Raw genomic sequence first — 16,970 nt, 5'->3', positions numbered from 1 at the left:
TGGTGCGTGATCCGCGACGCCCGATGTGTCCCGCTGTCACCGGGGGCCGTCCACAGCACCGAGGTGAGACCCAGGATCACCGTCCCGTGCGTGAGGGTCGCGGCCAGCACGCCGTGCCCGTGCCGCACCCACGCGCACACCGGTCCCTCCGCGGCGGTGGACACGACGAGCGGCCATCCGAGATCGGTCACGGTCGTGGCGAGAACGACGTGCCCCACCGCGAAGAGCAGGCCCGACGCGACGACCGCGCGCACGGCGCCGAACGCCGGCGCTGTTCGCCGCGTTCGCGACCCGCACCCCGCACGGCGTCGCGGCCGCCGAGGCGCTGCGGGCGGACTGCGCCCGGGAGGTCGCGTCCCACCTGTCACGGCGGCCCGGCGCGACGGACCCGGACGGGCTCGCGCGCACCCTGGTGCACGCCGTCGACGGTCTGCTGCACCACGCCCCGGCCGCGGCCGGGGTGCAGCGGGAACGGGTGCGGGAGCTCGCGCGGCTCGTCGACCCCTAGACCGCGGGCCGCAGGTGCGCCCACGGCCGCGCCCGCTCCAGCTGCGCCGCCAGGGCGAGCAGCAGCGGCTCGGACCCCGGCCGCCCGACGAACTGCACGCCCAGCGGCAGCCCGGACGCCGTCCGGTACAGCGGCACCGACGACGCGGGCCGCCCGGTCAGGTTCGCCAGCTGGGTGTAGGGCACCGGGGCGAAGTTGGCGTCGACCAGGCTCTCGACCAGGCCGAGCCGTCCGAACAGGCCGGACGCGCCGGCCCGCAGCAGCGCCTGCGCGCCGATCCGGGCCGGGGCGGGCAGCGCCAGCTCCCCGATCGGCCACGGCGGCCGGGCCAGGGTCGGGGTGAGGAGCAGGTCGTAGCGCTCGTGGAACACGGCCAGCGCGCGGGTGTGGTCCTGGCGGCGGGCGAGCGCGGCGAGGTAGTCCGGCGCGGGGGTGGCGCGGCCGATCGCGGCCATGACCCGGGTCTCGGTCTCGAAGGCGTCGTCGCCGCAGCCGGTCAGCGCCCGCGCCGACGCCACCTGCGCCGAGATCGTGGAGAACCAGGTGGTGAGGAAGTCGGTGGCCAGCGCCCGGCCGTCGAGGGCGGGGGCGGACTCCTCCACGACGTGCCCGAGCGAGGTCAGCAGCTCGGCGGCGTCGGTGGCCGCGGCGACCGCTTCGGGGTCCACGTCGGTGCCCAGCGGCGAGGCGGTGGCCAGCCCGATCCGCAGCGGCGCCGGGTCGTCCCGGACGGCGTCGACGTACGGGCGCTCCGGCGGACGCACGACGTAGGGGCCCTCCGGTTCCGGCCCGGCCGTCACGTCGAGCAGGGCCGCGGAGTCCCGCACGGTCCGCGACAGCACGCCCTGCACCGCCGCGCCGTGGAAGCCCTCGGCGACGTCCGGTCCCGAGGGCGTCACGCCGCGGCCGGGCTTGAGCCCGAACAGCCCGCAGGCGGCGGCCGGGATGCGGATGGAGCCGCCGCCGTCGCTCGCGCCGGCCGCGGGGACGATCCCGGCGGCGACGGCCGCGGCGGACCCGCCGGAGCTGCCGCCGGGGGTGCGGCCGGGGTCCCACGGGTTGCGGGTCGGGCCGCCGAGCGCGGGTTCGGTGACGGCGCGGGCACCGAACTCGGGCGTGGCGGTCCGTCCGAACACGACGAGACCGGCCTCGGTCCAGCGCCGGACCACCGTCGACGTCTCGGGGCGCGGGTGGTCGGCGAGCGGACGGGAGCCGGACGCCGTCGGGACCCCGGCGATGTGCTGGGCGAGGTCCTTCACCAGGAACGGGACGCCCGCGAACGGCCCGGTCAGCGGGCCGCGTGCGCGGGAGCGGGCGGCGTCGTCGAGGCGCAGCCGGATGGCGTTGAGGCCCGGCTCGACGGCGTCGGCGCGGGCGACGGCGGCTTCCAGCAGGTCGGCCGCGCTCACCTCACCCGCGGCGACGAGTGCGGCCAGCCCGACGGCGTCGTGGCTGCGGTAGTCGTCCCAGGAGATCCCCACGGCGGGGATACAAGCAGATCGGTCAGGGAGTGGACACCGGGGCGGGCGCAGGCGCCGGCGCCGCGTCCGACGTGCCGGTGACCCCGGCGACGACACCGAGGGCCAGGACGACCGCGGCCGCCGCGCCCAGGACGGCGGGCAGTACCGGTCGGGTGCGGGCCGGGAAGTCGGGCAGCCGGAAGCCACCGGAGGTCCGGGCCCCGCCGCCCTCGGGCAGCGGCGCCGCGCGGAACGGCTCGGGGAGCCGCTGGACGGCCGGGGCCTGTGCTGCGGGCCCCGACGGGAATCGCGCGGGCGGGCGCTGCACCGCCGGGGGCCGGCCCGCCACGGGGTGCCGGGGCGCCGTCGGTCGGGACGGGAGTCGCGGGGCCGCCGCGGCGTACTGCCCGGGGACGTAGGCGCCCGGGTCCTGCCGGGACGGGACGCCCAGCGGCCGCTCCCGGCCGGGACCGGCCGCGTCGCGGGGACGCGGGACGACGGGCAGCGCGGTGGTGGGCGCGTCGTCGGAGGACCCGCCGCCGGGCGCCGTGTCCGGCGCGGCCGCACGAGGGGCACGGGGCTCCGGCTCCGCGTCCGGGCCGGGCGCGACCGGTGCGTCCGTGTCGGCGTCCGGGGCGGAGGGGGCCGGGACGTCCGCATCGGCGGCGGTCGGCGCGACCGGTGCGTCGTCGTCCGAGGACGACCGGGCCGCCGGCAGCGCGACCTGCTCCCCCGGGCCGGTCCCGGTGACCACGTCGTCCCCCGGGCGCGCCGGTGACGGCACCTCTACCGGGCCACCCCGGAGCGGCACCGACGGCGTCCCACCGGTGTCGGTGAGCGCGTGGCGGGGCTTCTGGGACGGGGTCTCGCTCATGGGTCCTCTTCCGCAGGGGGAGCTCTGCTCTGGACGTTCCATCGCTCGCGGTACCCCGAACCGTTACGGAACAGCGACCCGGGGACACGCAACCACCCCCGGGACGGTCCGCTCAGCGGCGGGCCATCTGCTGGAGCCGCGTGATCCGGTCCTCGATCGGCGGATGGGTGGAGAACCACCTCGCCATCTTCTCGCCGGGCCGGAACGGGTTGGCGATCATCAGGTGCGACTGCGCGGTGAGCCGCGGGTCCGGGGGCAGCGGAGCGGCCGCGGTGCCGTACTTGAGCTTGTGCAGCGCCGAGGCCAGACCCAGCGGGTCCCCGGTGAGCTCGGCGCCCGACGCGTCGGCCTGGTACTCCCGGGACCGGCTGACGGCCATCTGCACGACGCCGGCCGCGATCGGCCCCAGCATCGCGATCAGGATGATCGCGATCGGGTTCGGGCGGTCCTCGTCGCCGCCGCCGAAGATCGAGGCGAACATCGCGAAGTTCGCGAGGAACGACACCGCCGAGGCGAGCGCACCGGCGATCGAGGAGATCAGGATGTCGCGGTTGTAGACGTGGCTGAGCTCGTGGCCGATGACGGCGCGCAGCTCGCGCTCGTCGAGCAGGTGCAGCAGACCGGTGGTCACGCAGACCGCGGCGTGCCGCGGGTTGCGGCCCGTGGCGAACGCGTTCGGCGCATCGGTCGGGCTGATGTGCAGCGACGGCATGGGCTGGCGGGCCCCCTGGCTCAGCTCGCGGACGATCCGGAACAGCTGCGGGTACTCGGCCTCGGTGATCGGCTGGGCGTGCATGGACCGCAGCGCCGTCTTCGCCGAGTTGAAGTAGGCCCACCCGTTCACCGCGAACGCGATGACGAGCGCGATGACCAGTCCGCCGCGCCCGCCCAGGACCCCGCCGATCGCGAGGATCAGGGCGCTCATCGCGCCGAGGAGGACGGCCGTCTTCAGACCGTTCATGTGGCTGTGCACGCCGGGGTCGCCTTTCCGTGCGGTCCTGCGGGGGTCACCCGGGTCAACGGACGAACCGGGCGCCGCGTTCCCGGGTGTGACCCGCCCCGGCCGCGGCTCAGCGCGCGTGCCGCTCCCGGAAGCGGGTGCCCTCGGGGGCGTGGCGGCGGAAGTGGTCGAGCGTGACGCCGAGGAAGAGCGCCGTCGCCGACACCGCGACGGTGCCGTCCGGGGCGTCGAGCCTGCCCGTGCCGCGGACCCACAGCTTGCGCCCGTCGACCGACTCGATCACCGCGTCGAGGTGCAGCGTCGTGCCGAGCGGCACCGTCCCCGGTAGCGGGTGGTCAGCTCCGCGGTCACGTAGTGGCCGTCGAGGTGGTGCTGGAGCGCGCCGAACAGCTCGTCCATCGCCGCGGCCAGCACCCCGCCGTGCACCAGCCCGGGCGCGCCCTCGTGCGCATCGGCGACGACGACCGCCCCCGTCACCCGGGCCCGCCCGTCGGAGTCGGGGCCGGGATCGGCGAAGCGCATCCGCAGCCCGCCGGGGCCGTCGCCGCAGGCGAAGCAGCCGGCGTGGTGGCGGGGCAGCTCGGCCCGCCCGGTCACCTGTGCACCCGTCACGTGCGGGAGGCTAACCCGGCGTGGAAGAGTCGGGCCCATGAGCGACGGCGATGTCACGACAGAGGTCCGCACCGAGGTCACCGACGGTGTCGCGGTGCTCACCGTGTCCAACCCGGCACGACGCAACGCGCTGAACCTGGACCTCTCGCAGAAGCTCGTCGCCGCCGTCGAGGCCGCGAACGACGACGACTCGGTCGGTGCGATCGTCGTCACCGGGCAGGCACCCGCCTTCTGCGCGGGCGGTGACCTCGCGGAGCTGCAGGAGGCCGACCCGGCCACGCTCAAGCGCGTCTACTCCGGATTCCTCGCCATCGCCTCGTCCCCGCTGCCGACCCTGGCCGCGGTCAACGGCGCCGCCGTCGGCGCCGGGATCAACCTGGCCCTGGCCTGCGACGTCCGGCTGGCCGGCCCGACCGCGAGGTTCGACGTCCGCTTCATGCAGCTGGGCCTGCACCCCGGCGGCGGCTACACGTGGATGGCCCAGCGCGCCCTCGGCGCCCAGGGCACCGCGGCGATGACCCTGTTCGGCGACGTCCTCGACGCCCGCGAGGCCGAGCGCGTCGGCCTTGCCTGGCGCGCCTACGACAGCGACGAGGACCTGATGGCAGGCGCCCACGAGCTCGCGGGCCGGGCGGCCGCCGCCCCGCGGGACCTGATCGTCACCACCAAGGCGACGATGCGGATCACCTCCCGGCTCACCGCGCACGCCGACGCGACCGACGTCGAGGTCCGCGCGCAGGCCGAGACGGTGCACTCCGAGGCGTTCGCGGAGCGCGTCGCGGCGCTGCAGAAGAAGATCAGCAAGAAGTGACACGCGACACGAACGTAATCCGGGTTATGTGACGTGATCCCGGGTCTCCGGACAGGGGGCCGAACCGGGAGTTAACCTCGATGTATCGAGGGACAATTCGACGCCGAACTGGGGACCATCAGCCCATGACGACCAGCGACACTCCCGTCGAGGCACGCGACTCCGAGGTCGTGCAGCGCGACCGGGTGGTCATCCGGTTCGCCGGCGACTCCGGTGACGGCATGCAGCTGACGGGTGACCGTTTCACCTCCGAGACCGCGAACTTCGGCAACGACCTGTCGACGCTGCCGAACTTCCCCGCGGAGATCCGGGCGCCTGCCGGGACCCTGCCGGGGGTGTCGTCGTTCCAGCTGCACTTCGCGAACTACGACATCCTGACCCCCGGTGACCGTCCGGACGTGCTGGTCGCGATGAACCCGGCGGCGCTGAAGGCCAACATCGGCGACCTGCCCCAGGGCGGGGTGCTGATCGTCAACACCGACGAGTTCACGAAGCGGAACCTGACCAAGGTCGGCTACGCGGCGAACCCGCTGGAGGACGGCTCGCTCGAGCCCTACGCGGTGCACGGGGTCGCGATGGCGACGCTCACCCGTGGCGCCCTGGAGGAGACGGGGCTGTCGAAGAAGGACGCCGAGCGGGCGAAGAACATGTTCGCCCTGGGTCTGCTGTCCTGGATGTACCACCGCCCCTCGGAGTCGACCGAGCGGTTCCTGCGGGAGAAGTTCGCGAAGAAGCCCGACATCGCCGAGGCCAACATCCTGGCGTTCCGCGCGGGGCACGCCTACGGGGAGACGACCGAGGCGTTCGCGGTGACCTACGAGGTCGCGCCGGCCCGCCTGGCGCCGGGGACCTACCGGCAGATCACCGGGAACGTCGCCCTGGCCTACGGGCTCATCGCCGCGGGTCGGACGACGAGCCTGCCGGTGTTCCTGGGGACCTACCCGATCACCCCGGCCTCGGACATCCTCCACGAGCTGTCCAAGCACAAGGCCTTCGGCGTGACCACGTTCCAGGCCGAGGACGAGATCTCCGGTGTCGGCGCCGCCCTCGGCGCAGCCTTCGGCGGGGCACTCGGCGTGACCACCACGTCGGGGCCGGGGATCGCGCTCAAGGCCGAGACCGTCGGCCTGGCCGTCGCCCTGGAACTGCCACTGCTGGTCATCGACGTGCAGCGGGGTGGGCCCTCGACGGGGTTGCCGACCAAGACCGAGCAGGCCGACCTGCTCCAGGCCCTGCACGGGCGCAACGGGGAGGCGCCGCTGCCGGTGATCGCCCCCTGCACGCCGGGGGACTGCTTCATCGCCGCGGTCGAGGCCGCCGCGATCGCGGTGAAGTACCGCACCCCGGTCATGCTGCTGTCGGACGGGGCCCTGGCCAACGGTTCCGAGCCGTGGAAGATCCCCGACGTCGAGTCGTTGCCGACGGTGGACCCGGGGTTCGCGACCGAACCCAACGCCCCCGACGGGTCCGGGGAGTTCTGGCCGTACCTGCGTGACCCCGAGACCCTGGCCCGGCCGTGGGCGATCCCGGGCACCGCCGGGCTGGAGCACCGGGTCGGTGGGCTGGAGAAGGCCGACGGGCGCGGCTCGATCTCCTACGACCCCGACAACCACGACCGCATGGTCCGGCTGCGCCAGGCCAAGATCGACGGCATCGACGTCCCCGACCTCGTGGTCGACGACCCCGACGGCGACGCGGACTTCCTCGTCATCGGTTGGGGCTCGACCTACGGCCCGATCAACGCCGCGGCGCGGCGCGTGCGCAAGCTGGGCCACTCGGTCGCCACGGTGCACCTGCGCAACCTCAACCCGATGCCGGCCAACCTCGGCGAGATCCTGGGCGGCTACCGCACGGTGCTCTGCCCCGAGATGAACCTCGGTCAGCTCGCCATGCTGCTGCGCGCCGAGCACCTGGTCGACGTCAAGAGCTACACCAAGGTCGCCGGGCTCCCGTTCGGCGCCGAGGAGCTCCAGGACGTGTTCCTGGACTACCTCACCGGCAAGCACCCGGAGTCGGCGTCCGACATCGCCAACGAGACCACTGGAGCGCAGGCATGACCGCCACCGACCTGGGCCTGCCGTCCATCGGCGGCCTCGACGGCGTCCCGACCACGGACGCGAAGCAGACCGCGAAGGACTACACCTCCGACCAGGAGGTCCGCTGGTGCCCCGGCTGCGGCGACTACGCCGTCCTCGCCGCCGTCCGCCAGTTCCTCCCCACCCTGGGCATCAAGCGCGAGAACACCGTCTTCGTCTCCGGCATCGGCTGCAGCTCGCGGTTCCCGTACTACCTCAACACCTACGGGATGCACTCCATCCACGGCCGCGCCCCGACCATCGCGACCGGTCTCGCGACCAGCCGCGAGGACCTCAGCGTCTGGGTCGTGACCGGCGACGGCGACGCGCTCTCCATCGGCGGCAACCACCTGATCCACGCGCTGCGCCGGAACGTCAACATCAAGATCCTGCTGTTCAACAACCGGATCTACGGGCTGACCAAGGGCCAGTACTCCCCGACCTCCGAGGTCGGGAAGGTCACCAAGTCCACCCCGATGGGATCGCTGGACCACCCGTTCAACCCGATCTCGCTGGCCCTCGGGGCCGAGGCGAGCTTCGTCGGACGGGCCCTGGACTCCGACCGCAAGAGCCTCACCGCCGTGCTCCAGGCCGCCGCCGAGCACCGCGGCTCCGCCCTGGTCGAGATCTTCCAGGACTGCCCCATCTTCAACGACGGCAGCTTCGACGTGCTCCGCAAGGGCGACACCGACAACCGGCTCATCCCCGTCGTCCACGGTGAGCCGATCGTCTTCGGCGCCGAGGGCTCGCACGCCGTCGTGCAGGACGGGTTCAAGCTCAAGGTCGTCGAGACCGCCTCGGTGGACGCCGACCGGATCGTCGTGCACGACGCCGCCGACCACGAGCTGGCCTTCGCCCTGTCCCGGCTCTCGGACCAGGACCTCACCCACACCGTCACCGGGATCTTCCGCAACACCGACCGCACCACCTACGACGACGCCGCCCGCGCCCAGGTGCAGGCGGCGCGCGACGCCAAGCCCGACGCGGACCTGCAGGCCCTGCTCAACGGCCGCGACACCTGGACCATCGTCTAGGTCCCGGCCGGCGACACACCGCGACCCCGGTACTCCTCGGAGTACCGGGGCCGTCGTGTGTCCGAGGCGGTGGGTCTCAGCGGGCCCCGGGGCGTTCGTGCCAGGCGATGAACCCGGCCGCCCGTGCGGCGCCCTCCGCGGTGAAGTACAGGTCCGCGCGGGTGCGGACATAGTACGGCGACTCGGGCGGGTGGAACCGCCGCGAACCGCTGTGCACCTTCACCCGGTGCGTCTCGGGCGGGTCGCCGCCGTCGGTGGGGGCGAGCACCGAGTCCGGGTACGGGCCGGGACGCACACCCGGGGGCAGCGGCGCGGACGCCGCGGACGGGCCGATGATCATGGCGTCGAGCGCCGCCAGCGCCGAGCCGCCGGCACCCTGTCGCGGCCGCGACGGGATCGGCAGCGGTGCGGGCGGGCCGTCGTCGGCCGGCGCGGGTCCCGGCTCGGGCAGCGGGGCCGGTTCGACGTCGTCGCGCAGGGCGTGGCGGCCGGCCGGTTCGTCGTCCTCGACCGATCCCTCCGGCGACGCCGGGTCGCTCTCGGGGCGCGGGAGGGGAACCGCGGGGGCCGTGGCGGCGTCCGCGGTCGTCGCGGCGTCCGCAGTCGTCGCGGCGTTCGCGGTCGTGGCGGCGCTGCCCGGCTCGCCCGGGACCGGGACGGAGCCGGCCGTGCCGTCATCCGTCGGACCGTCGTGGACCGCACCGTCCGGGGCTGTGCCGTCGTGGGACTCACCGTCCGGGGCTGTGCCGTCGTGGTCCGCACCGTCCGGGGACAGGGCAGCGACGCCGTCGGACGTGGGTCTGTCGTCGCCACCCGGGCTGGTCCCGCCCGCGGTGACGACGTCCCCGTCGGCTCCGTCTCCGGCGGCACCGCGATCCGACACCTCCGGACCGGACGGGTCCGGGGCCGTCGCCGTGGCTCCGGGCGCGACGTCCGCCGGCCGGGTCCCGGGCGCCGGGCCGGCCTCCGTCCCGCCGGACAGCCCGTCCCCGGCCGGCGCATCGCTGGTCCCGGTGGGCCCGCCCGCCGTCGCCCCGGGGCCGGACCACTCCCCAGCACCGTCCGCCGAGGAGGGCGGCGGTGCGACGTCCGGCGACGGCGTGTGCGCCCCGGCCGCCGCGGCGGACGGGTCGACCGCCCCCGCGGTGTCGAACAGCCCCACGGTCCCGGGGTCGCGCCCCGGGCCCGGCCCGTCGGGCACCTCCGCCGGGTCGGGTGTCCCCGTGGCCTCCGGACCGCCCTCGGCGGTCCCTCCGCGGCGACGGGACACCAGTACCCCTGCCACCACCAGGACCACGAGCACCGCCGGCAGTACCCACATCCAGCCCATGCCGGACCTCCGTCCGCCCGGGACCGTCCCGGACCGCTGTCGCCGTGCTTGGTATCACGGATCGTGCCCGCCCCGCCGTCGTCTCGCGCGGGAGCACACCCGTACCGGATCATCGTGCCCGTGACCGACCACCCGAAGCGACCATGACCACCGCTCGTTCCCCCGAACGAACCACACCCGAACGGAGCGAGCGGAACCCCGCCGGGCTCACCGCGGGCGTCGGCGCGTACGTCCTGTGGGGCCTGTTCCCGGCGTTCTGGCCGCTGCTGGACCCCGCGGCGCCGCTGGAGGTGCTCGCCCACCGCGTGCTGTGGACCGCGGTGCTGATGTCGCTGGTGCTGACCGTGCTGCGCGGCTGGGGCGACGTGCGCGGGCTCGGTGTCCGGGGTTGGCTCGCGACGGCCGCCGCCGCGGTGTTCATCGCGGTGAACTGGGGCCTGTTCATCTGGGGCGTGTCGGTGGGGCTGGTCGTCGAGTCCGCGCTCGGCTACTACATGACCCCGCTGGTCGGGGTGCTGTTCGGCGTCCTCGTCCTGCGGGAGCGGCTGCGGCCCGCGCAGTGGGTGGCGCTGGGTCTGGCGGCGACGGCCGTCGTCGTCATCGCCGTCGGGAACGGCACGGTGCCGTGGCTGTCGATGGCACTGGCCTGCTCGTTCGGGATCTACGGACTGTTCAAGGCGACCGCGCCGCTGCCCGCCGCGGCCGGGCTGACCGCGGAGGGCCTCGTTCTCGTCGTGCCGGCCGCGGTGTTCCTGGTCGTCGTGGAACTCTCCGGCGGCGGCACGTTCACCGGGCACGGCCCGTGGCACCTGCTGCTGATGCTGTCCGCGGGCCCGGCGACGGCGCTGCCGCTGCTGCTCTACGGCTCCGCGGCGCGCCGGCTGCCGCTCACGACCCTCGGGGTGCTGCTCTACATCAACCCCACGCTGCAGTTCCTGTGGGGCGTGCTGGTGGTCGGGCAGACGATGGCCCCGGCCCGCTGGGCCGGGTTCGCCCTCGTCTGGCTGGCGCTGGTGGTGTTCACCGTCGACCTGCTGCGACGGCGACGCCCACCGGCCCCTCAGCCCACCCGCTCCACCGTGTAGTCGGTCAGCGTCCGCAGCGCCTCGATCGCCGGGCACGGCGGCAGCACCGCCAACTCGGCGCGGGCCCGGTCCGCGTACCCGGCGACGGTCGCGCGGGCCTTGACCAGCGCGTCACCGGAGCGGAGCAGCTCCAGCGCCTCGGCCACCTCGTCGTCGTCGCTGATCGGGGCGGCCAGCAGCTGACGCAGCCTGCGCGCGTCGGCGGAGTCGTCGCCGTCGCGCAGGGCGTAGAGCATCGGCAGGGTGTGCACGCCCTCGCGCAGGTCGGTGCCGGGCGTCTTGCCCGAGTCGTCCGACGGCGACGCGATGTCGATGATGTCGTCGGAGATCTGGAACGCCGCCCCGATGACCTCGCCGAAGGTCCGCAGCGCCTCGACGTGCTCGGCGGGTGCGCCGGAGAACATGCCGCCGTAGCGGCCCGAGGTCGCGATGAGCGACCCGGTCTTCTCCGCGACCACCCGCAGGTAGTGCTGCACCGGGTCGTCGGACGCCTTGGGGCCGCGGGTCTCGCGCATCTGACCGGTCACGAGCAGCGCGAACGTCTCGGCGATGATCCGCACCGCGTCCGGCCCCAGGTCGGCGACCAGCCGCGACGCGTGCGCGAACAGGAAGTCCCCGGTCAGGATCGCGATCGAGTTGTCCCAGCGCGAGTTCGCGGACTCCGCACCCCGCCGCATGGACGCCTCGTCCATCACGTCGTCGTGGTACAGCGTCGCCAGGTGGATCAGCTCCACCACGGCGGCCGCCGTGATCACCTCGTCGCGTTCGGGATGCGGTCCCACCTGCGCCGCGAGCAGCGTGAACAGCGGACGGAACCGCTTGCCCCCCGCGTCGATCAGGTGCAACGAGGTCTCGGTGACGAACTCGTAGTCGCTGTGCACCTCGCGGTGCAGCAGGTCCTCGACCCGCTTGAGCCCGTCAGCGGTGGCCTCGGCCAGGACCGGATCGGCCATCCGGATCCCGGCCACACTCTGTGTCTCCACCCCCACAGCCTACGAACGTCAGCCCGAGAACGCGCCGCTGGCGGCCCATTCGAGGACGGGTGTGGGAAGAATCCCGAGAACGAGGGTCGCCAGCGTGCCCAGGGTGATGGCCACGGTGGTGAACGCCCCGGGCACGACGACGGCCGGACCGTCCTCGGCGGGCTCGGAGAAGTACATGAGCACCACGATGCGCAGGTAGAAGAACGCGGCCACCGCGGACGCGACCAGCGCGATCACCACCAGCGGCACCATGCCGTCCGCCGACGCCGCCGAGAACACTGCGAACTTGGCGGTGAACCCGCTGGTCAGCGGGATGCCGGCGAGCGCGAGCAGCAGGAACGTCATGATCCCGGCGACGAGCGGCGACCGCTTCGCCAGGCCCGCCCAGGCCGCCAGGTCCGAGGCCTCGCCGTCACCGGTGCGGACCAGCGAGATGATCCCGAAGACCGCGACCGTCGTGAAGCCGTAGGCCAGCAGGTAGAACATCAGCCCGGACGTGCCCTGCGGGGTCAGCGCCATGGCGCCGAGCAGGATGAACCCGGCGTGTGCGATCGAGGAGTAGGCGATCATGCGCTTCACGTCGGTCTGGGTGAGCCCCAGCACCGCGCCGACGACCATCGAGACGACCGCGACCACCCACAGCACGCCGCGCCACTCCCAGACGGTGCTGCCGAAGCCGACGTAGAGCACCCGGGCGATCGCGCCGAACGCGGCGACCTTCGTGCAGGCCGCCATGAACGCCGTGACCGGCGTCGGGGCGCCCTGGTAGACGTCCGGGGTCCAGGTGTGGAACGGGGCGACCGAACCCTTGAACAGCAGCCCCACCAGCAGCAGCGCCAGGCCCGCGAACAGCAGCGTGTCCGACGCCAGGGTGCCCGCGGCGGCCTGGGAGATGGCCGAGAGCCGCACCGAGCCCGCGTAGCCGTAGAGCAGCGCGATGCCGTAGAGGAAGAACGCCGAGCCGAACGCGCCGAGCAGGAAGTACTTGACCGCGGACTCCTGCGACAGCAGCCGACGGCGCCGCGCCAGCCCGCACATCAGGTACAGCGGCAGCGAGAGGACCTCGAGCGCGATGAACATCGTCAGCAGGTCGTTCGCCGCGACGAACGCCATCATGCCGCCGAGCGCGAACAGCACGAACGGGAACGGCTCGGTCTGCATCGTCGGTGTCTCGTCGGGCGCCCCGTAGGAGCGGTCGACGTGCTCGCCGCCGGCCGGGGTGGCCGGGCCGCCGCCGGCTCGGGCCGCGGCCCGCTCGGCGGCCGAGGCGACGAACACCCCGCCCGGCTCCACCGACCGGTCCGCGATCAGCAGCAGGCTGGGGATCGAGAGGACGATCAGGGTGCCCCACAGGAACAGCGACGGCGCGTCCACCGACAGCGCGGTGCCGAAGGTCAGCACCGCCGCCGGGGACCCGAGCGCGTACCCGGCCAGCGCGACGAGCGCCGCGACCAGGGTCAGCCCGGTCAGCACGACCTGGACGGGCCAGCGCTGGTGCCGCGGGAGGAACGCCTCCAGCAGCACCGACACGCAGGCACCCGCGAACACGATCCACAGCGGCGCGGTGGCCGCCCAGTCGATCGCGGGCATCTCGATCGGAGCCACCTGGGCGGGGAGAACCAACGAGCTCATCGAGCGATCCCTCCAGCGACGACCGGGTCGGGCAGGCCGAGCTCGGTCATCGTCGCCGTCACCGACGGGTTGATCAGGTCGAGCACCGGGCCCGGGTAGAAGCCGAGCACCACGATCGCGACGATCAGCGGCACGAGCACGCCGATCTCGCGACCCGTGAGGTCGGGGAAGCCGGTGCCCTTGCGCTGGGCGGCGACCGCCGGGTCGATCATCGACCCCGGGCCGCCCGCGCCGCCGCGCTCCAGCGCCGCCATGACCGCGGTGCCGCGCACCGGGCCCTGCATCGTGCGCTGGTAGAACCACAGCACGTAGAGCGCGGCGAAGATGATGCCGATCGTCGCGATCACGGTGAACACCGGCCGGTTCGGGAACGAGCCGACCAGCACCAGGAACTCCGAGACGAACGAGTTCGTGCCGGGCAGCGCCAGCGAGCTCATCCCGGCCAGCAGCAGGCACCCCGCCATCACCGGGGCGAGCTTCGCGACGCCGCCGTAGTCGGCGATCAGGCGCGAGCCGCCGCGGCTGATCAGCACGCCGACCATGACGAACAGCATGCCGGTCGAGAGACCGTGGTTGACCATGTAGAGCGTCGCGCCGGCGAAGGCCTGCGAGGAGAACGCGAACACCCCGAGCGCGATGAAGCCGAAGTGCGCCACCGAGGTGTAGGCGACGAACCGGCCCATGTCGGTCTGGGCGACCGCGAGCAGTGCGGCGTAGACGATCCCGGCGACGGCGAGCACCAGCACCAGCGGCGCCAGGGTCTGCGACGCCTGCGGGAACAGCGGCAGCAGGTAGCGCAGGAAGCCGTAGGTACCGACCTTGTCCAGCACGCCGACCAGCAGCACCGCGCCGACGATCGGGGCCTCGGCACCGGCGTCGGGCAGCCAGGTGTGGAACGGCACGAGCGGCGCCTTGATCGCGAACGCGACGAAGAAGCCGAGGAACAGCCAGATCTGGGTCGACTCCGGCACGCTCGACGCCATCGCCTGCAGGTCGGCCCAGGTGAACGTGCCCTGGCCCAGCTGCTGCTCGCTGACCACGAACAGCCCGATCAGCGACGCCAGCATGATGAGGCCGCCGAGCAGCGAGTACAGGAAGAACTTGACCGCCGCGTACTGCCGGCGCGGCCCGCCGAAGCGGCCGATCAGGAAGTACATCGGGACCAGCATGGCCTCGAAGAACACGTAGAACAGGAAGACGTCGGTGGCGGCGAAGACGCCGACCAGCGTCGCCTGGGTCGCCAGCAGCAGCGCGAAGTACCCGGCGGCCGAGCGGCCCTCGGGCAGCTTCTCCGCCCACGCGAACAGCATCAGGCCGGGCACCAGGAAGGCGGTGAGCCCGATCAGCGCCAGCGCGATGCCGTCGACGCCGAACGCGATGTGCGTACCGAACGCGGGGATCCAGGACATCGAGAACTCGAGCTGGAACCGGGCGCCGGCCTGCGCCGCGGGGATGGAGTAGAGCGCCCACGCGACGACGACGAGTACCAGCTCCAGCAGGGCCGTCGCCATCGCGACCGCCTTCGCGAGCCCGGTGTTGGCGCGCAGCGGGTACATGACCAGCGCGCCGACGACCGGCACCAGCAGCAGGACGATCAGGAACGGGTTGCCCCCGGAGCCGGGGACGATGGGAGCCGTGTCCAGGGGGGTCATGAGACGAACCTCACCGCCAGCATCGCGGCGACGACGATGACCGCCCCGCCGAGCATCGAGAGTGCGTAGGACCGGACGAAGCCGGTCTGGAGCCGGCGCAGGCGGCTGGAACCGCCGCCGAACGCCGACGCGGTGCCGTTGACGGCCCCGTCGATCCCGCGGTCGTCGAACCAGGCGAGCGCCCGGGTGAGGACGATGCCGGGCCGCTCGATGAACGCCTCGTTGAAGGCGTTCGCGCCGAGGTCGGCACGGGCCGCGGCGACGACCGGCGACACCCGCTGCGGGCGCTCCACCGGCACCGGGGAGCGGCCGACGAACAGGTAGCCCGCCAGCACACCGAGCAGCGAGACGCCGACGACCAGCCACGGGATCACCGCGTGCGGCAGGGCTCCGCCCTCGAGCTCGAGGCGCTCCCCCACGACCGGGGCGAGCCACTCCGGGATCATCCCGTAGAGCACGCCGCCGCCGAAGACGGAGCCGACGGCCAGCACGATCATCGGGACGGTCATCGTCGCCGGGGACTCGTGCGGGTGGTAGTCGCGGCCGTCGGTGGACTGCACCGTGCGCCACCGCTCCGCACCGAAGAACGTCATGATCATCAGACGGGTCATGTAGAAGGCGGTCAGACCGGCCGCGAGCGTCGCGAGCCCGCCGAACACCCAGCCCTGCCAGCCCTCCTGGGCGAACGCGGCCTCGATGATCGCGTCCTTGGAGAAGTAGCCGGACAGGAACGGGAAGCCGATCAGCGCGAGGTAGCCGAGGCCGAAGGTCACGAAGGTGACCGGCATCTTCCGCCACAGGCCGCCGAAGCGGCGCATGTCGACGTCGTCGTTCATGGCGTGCATGACCGAACCGGCGCCGAGGAAGAGCCCGGCCTTGAAGAAGCCGTGCGTCAGCAGGTGCAGGATGCCCAGCGCGTAGCCGGCCGGCCCGAGCCCGACGGCGAGGATCATGTAGCCGATCTGGCTGACCGTGGAGTAGGCCAGGACCTTCTTGATGTCGTCGTAGGCGCAGCCGATGATCGCGCCGAGCATCAGCGTGACGACACCGATGAGCGCGACGACCAGGCGTCCGGTCTCGGACAGGTTGTAGATCGGCGAGGCCCGGGCGATGAGGTAGACGCCCGCGGTGACCATCGTGGCCGCGTGGATCAGGGCCGAGACCGGGGTCGGGCCCTCCATCGCGTCCGGGAGCCAGGACTGCAGCGGGAACTGGCCGGACTTGCCGCAGGCGCCGAGCAGGAGCAGCAGCGTGATCGCGAGGACCGTGCCGCCGCCGACCTCGCCGATGCGGGCGAAGACCTCGGTGTACTGCAGGGTCCCGAGCTCCAGCCAGAGCAGGAAGATCGCGATCGCCAGGCCGACGTCGCCGACCCGGTTCATCAGGAACGCCTTCTTCGCCGCCGTCGCCGCGGAGGGCCGGTCCTGGTAGAAGCCGATCAGCAGGTACGACGCCAGACCGACGCCCTCCCAGCCGAGGTAGAGCATCACGAAGTTGTTGCCGAGGACCAGCACCAGCATCGCGGCGACGAACAGGTTCAGCTGCGCGAAGAACCGCCGCCGGTTCGGGTCGTGGCTCATGTAGCCGACCGAGTAGAGGTGGATGAGCGCCCCGACCCCGGTGATCAGCAGTACGAACGTCAGCGACAGCGTGTCGATCCGGAGCCCGAAGTCGACCTCCAGCGCGCCGGAGGACATCCAGGACCACAGCGACTGCTCGCGCAGCCGCTCGTCGGCGGGAAGACCGAGGGTCTGCAGGAATATCGTCACACCGACGACGAACGCACCGACGACGGTCGCGACGCCGAGCCAGTGGCCCCAGGCGTCGGCCCGCCGTCCGGCGAGGAAGAGCACGAGTGCACCGGCCGCGGGGAGCGCGATCAGCAACCAGGCCAGCGAGGCGGCGCCGGTCGCCTGCGGGGCGGCCTGTGCGAGAAGGACGGTCACCAGCGCG

The 16,970-nt window shown here is 73.3% G+C and carries 15 protein-coding genes; 4 read left to right on the top strand and 11 right to left on the bottom strand.

Annotated features, from left to right (window positions below):
• Nucleotides 1-364: 364 nt before the first annotated feature.
• From KPF22_RS05415 to KPF22_RS05390, 6 genes are all read right to left on the bottom strand, one after another.
• Complete coding sequence (locus tag KPF22_RS05415) at nucleotides 365-532, bottom strand: hypothetical protein (protein ID WP_224401396.1); 168 nt, start codon at nucleotides 530-532, stop codon at nucleotides 365-367.
• Nucleotides 505-1,983 (bottom strand): amidase, encoded by a 1,479-nt coding sequence (locus KPF22_RS05410; RefSeq protein WP_208819009.1) that lies wholly within the window; start codon nucleotides 1,981-1,983, stop codon nucleotides 505-507. The genes KPF22_RS05415 and KPF22_RS05410 overlap by 28 nt, the downstream gene beginning before the upstream one ends.
• A gap of 28 nt (nucleotides 1,984-2,011) precedes the next feature.
• Nucleotides 2,012-2,842 (bottom strand): hypothetical protein, encoded by an 831-nt coding sequence (locus KPF22_RS05405; RefSeq protein ID WP_208818976.1) that lies wholly within the window; start codon nucleotides 2,840-2,842, stop codon nucleotides 2,012-2,014.
• A 112-nt stretch (nucleotides 2,843-2,954) separates the two neighbouring features.
• Nucleotides 2,955-3,815 carry a zinc metalloprotease HtpX gene (htpX, locus tag KPF22_RS05400; protein ID WP_224401395.1) on the bottom strand — a complete coding sequence of 287 codons (861 nt, stop codon included), beginning with the start codon at nucleotides 3,813-3,815 and terminating at the stop codon, nucleotides 2,955-2,957.
• 97 nt (nucleotides 3,816-3,912) lie between these two features.
• A complete protein-coding gene (locus KPF22_RS05395) occupies nucleotides 3,913-4,119 on the bottom strand; it encodes a hypothetical protein (protein ID WP_224401394.1) in 207 nt (68 codons plus the stop codon).
• Nucleotides 4,083-4,415 (bottom strand): hotdog domain-containing protein, encoded by a 333-nt coding sequence (locus tag KPF22_RS05390; RefSeq protein ID WP_224401393.1) that lies wholly within the window; start codon nucleotides 4,413-4,415, stop codon nucleotides 4,083-4,085. Before KPF22_RS05390 ends, KPF22_RS05395 begins: the two co-directional genes overlap by 37 nt.
• A gap of 37 nt (nucleotides 4,416-4,452) precedes the next feature.
• Between KPF22_RS05390 and KPF22_RS05385 the strand changes: the two genes are divergently transcribed.
• The 3 genes from KPF22_RS05385 to KPF22_RS05375 all read left to right on the top strand — a co-directional run bounded on the left by KPF22_RS05385 (nucleotide 4,453) and on the right by KPF22_RS05375 (nucleotide 8,335).
• Nucleotides 4,453-5,226 (top strand): enoyl-CoA hydratase, encoded by a 774-nt coding sequence (locus KPF22_RS05385; protein ID WP_224401392.1) that lies wholly within the window; start codon nucleotides 4,453-4,455, stop codon nucleotides 5,224-5,226.
• Nucleotides 5,227-5,351: 125 nt separating this feature from the next.
• The gene (locus KPF22_RS05380; protein WP_062397963.1) at nucleotides 5,352-7,283 is read left to right on the top strand and encodes a 2-oxoacid:acceptor oxidoreductase subunit alpha; all 1,932 of its coding nucleotides are present in this window, start codon (nucleotides 5,352-5,354) and stop codon (nucleotides 7,281-7,283) included.
• On the top strand, nucleotides 7,280-8,335 hold the full coding sequence (locus tag KPF22_RS05375; protein ID WP_224401391.1) for a 2-oxoacid:ferredoxin oxidoreductase subunit beta: 1,056 nt from the start codon (nucleotides 7,280-7,282) through the stop codon (nucleotides 8,333-8,335). Before KPF22_RS05380 ends, KPF22_RS05375 begins: the two co-directional genes overlap by 4 nt.
• Before the next feature lie 76 nt (nucleotides 8,336-8,411).
• On the opposite strand, the gene KPF22_RS05370 is transcribed toward KPF22_RS05375, so the two are convergent.
• Nucleotides 8,412-9,665, bottom strand: a complete 1,254-nt coding sequence (locus tag KPF22_RS05370) for a hypothetical protein (protein ID WP_224401390.1) — start codon at nucleotides 9,663-9,665, stop codon at nucleotides 8,412-8,414.
• A gap of 143 nt (nucleotides 9,666-9,808) precedes the next feature.
• Here KPF22_RS05370 and rarD point away from each other — a divergent pair, with 143 nt between their 5' ends.
• Nucleotides 9,809-10,750, top strand: a complete 942-nt coding sequence (gene rarD, locus KPF22_RS05365; protein WP_208818971.1) for an EamA family transporter RarD — start codon at nucleotides 9,809-9,811, stop codon at nucleotides 10,748-10,750.
• Here the strand turns inward: rarD and KPF22_RS05360 are convergent.
• Genes KPF22_RS05360 through nuoL form a run of 4 tightly spaced genes read right to left on the bottom strand, consistent with a single transcriptional unit; the run spans nucleotide 10,726 to nucleotide 16,966 of the window.
• Entirely contained in the window at nucleotides 10,726-11,703 is a 978-nt protein-coding gene (locus KPF22_RS05360) for a polyprenyl synthetase family protein (protein WP_224402383.1), read from the bottom strand. The genes rarD and KPF22_RS05360 overlap by 25 nt on opposite strands.
• Before the next feature lie 48 nt (nucleotides 11,704-11,751).
• Complete coding sequence (gene nuoN, locus KPF22_RS05355; protein ID WP_224401389.1) at nucleotides 11,752-13,365, bottom strand: NADH-quinone oxidoreductase subunit NuoN; 1,614 nt, start codon at nucleotides 13,363-13,365, stop codon at nucleotides 11,752-11,754.
• Nucleotides 13,362-15,017, bottom strand: coding sequence for an NADH-quinone oxidoreductase subunit M (locus KPF22_RS05350; RefSeq protein ID WP_208818969.1), 1,656 nt, complete (start codon nucleotides 15,015-15,017; stop codon nucleotides 13,362-13,364). Before KPF22_RS05350 ends, nuoN begins: the two co-directional genes overlap by 4 nt.
• Nucleotides 15,014-16,966: an NADH-quinone oxidoreductase subunit L gene (nuoL, locus tag KPF22_RS05345; protein WP_374107483.1), complete on the bottom strand. Its 1,953-nt coding sequence runs from the start codon at nucleotides 16,964-16,966 to the stop codon at nucleotides 15,014-15,016. Before nuoL ends, KPF22_RS05350 begins: the two co-directional genes overlap by 4 nt.
• Nucleotides 16,967-16,970 lie beyond the last annotated feature (4 nt).

Origin of the sequence: Pseudonocardia sp. ICBG1034 (genome assembly GCF_020131375.1) — a bacterium.
Lineage (GTDB): Bacteria > Actinomycetota > Actinomycetes > Mycobacteriales > Pseudonocardiaceae > Pseudonocardia > Pseudonocardia alni.
Note: the sequence above shows the minus strand (reverse complement) of the source record. Positions and strands in the feature narration are given on the sequence as shown.

Coding starts and splice junctions, on each gene's coding strand:
- KPF22_RS05385 (WP_224401392.1), top strand. CDS start 4,453: ATGAGCGACGGCGATGTCACGACAGAGGTCCGCACCGAGGTCACCGAC.
- nuoN (WP_224401389.1), bottom strand. CDS start 13,365: ATGAGCTCGTTGGTTCTCCCCGCCCAGGTGGCTCCGATCGAGATGCCC.
- KPF22_RS05380 (WP_062397963.1), top strand. CDS start 5,352: ATGACGACCAGCGACACTCCCGTCGAGGCACGCGACTCCGAGGTCGTG.
- KPF22_RS05360 (WP_224402383.1), bottom strand. CDS start 11,703: ATGGCCGATCCGGTCCTGGCCGAGGCCACCGCTGACGGGCTCAAGCGG.
- KPF22_RS05375 (WP_224401391.1), top strand. CDS start 7,280: ATGACCGCCACCGACCTGGGCCTGCCGTCCATCGGCGGCCTCGACGGC.
- KPF22_RS05405 (WP_208818976.1), bottom strand. CDS start 2,842: ATGAGCGAGACCCCGTCCCAGAAGCCCCGCCACGCGCTCACCGACACC.
- KPF22_RS05370 (WP_224401390.1), bottom strand. CDS start 9,665: ATGGGCTGGATGTGGGTACTGCCGGCGGTGCTCGTGGTCCTGGTGGTG.
- rarD (WP_208818971.1), top strand. CDS start 9,809: ATGACCACCGCTCGTTCCCCCGAACGAACCACACCCGAACGGAGCGAG.
- KPF22_RS05350 (WP_208818969.1), bottom strand. CDS start 15,017: ATGACCCCCCTGGACACGGCTCCCATCGTCCCCGGCTCCGGGGGCAAC.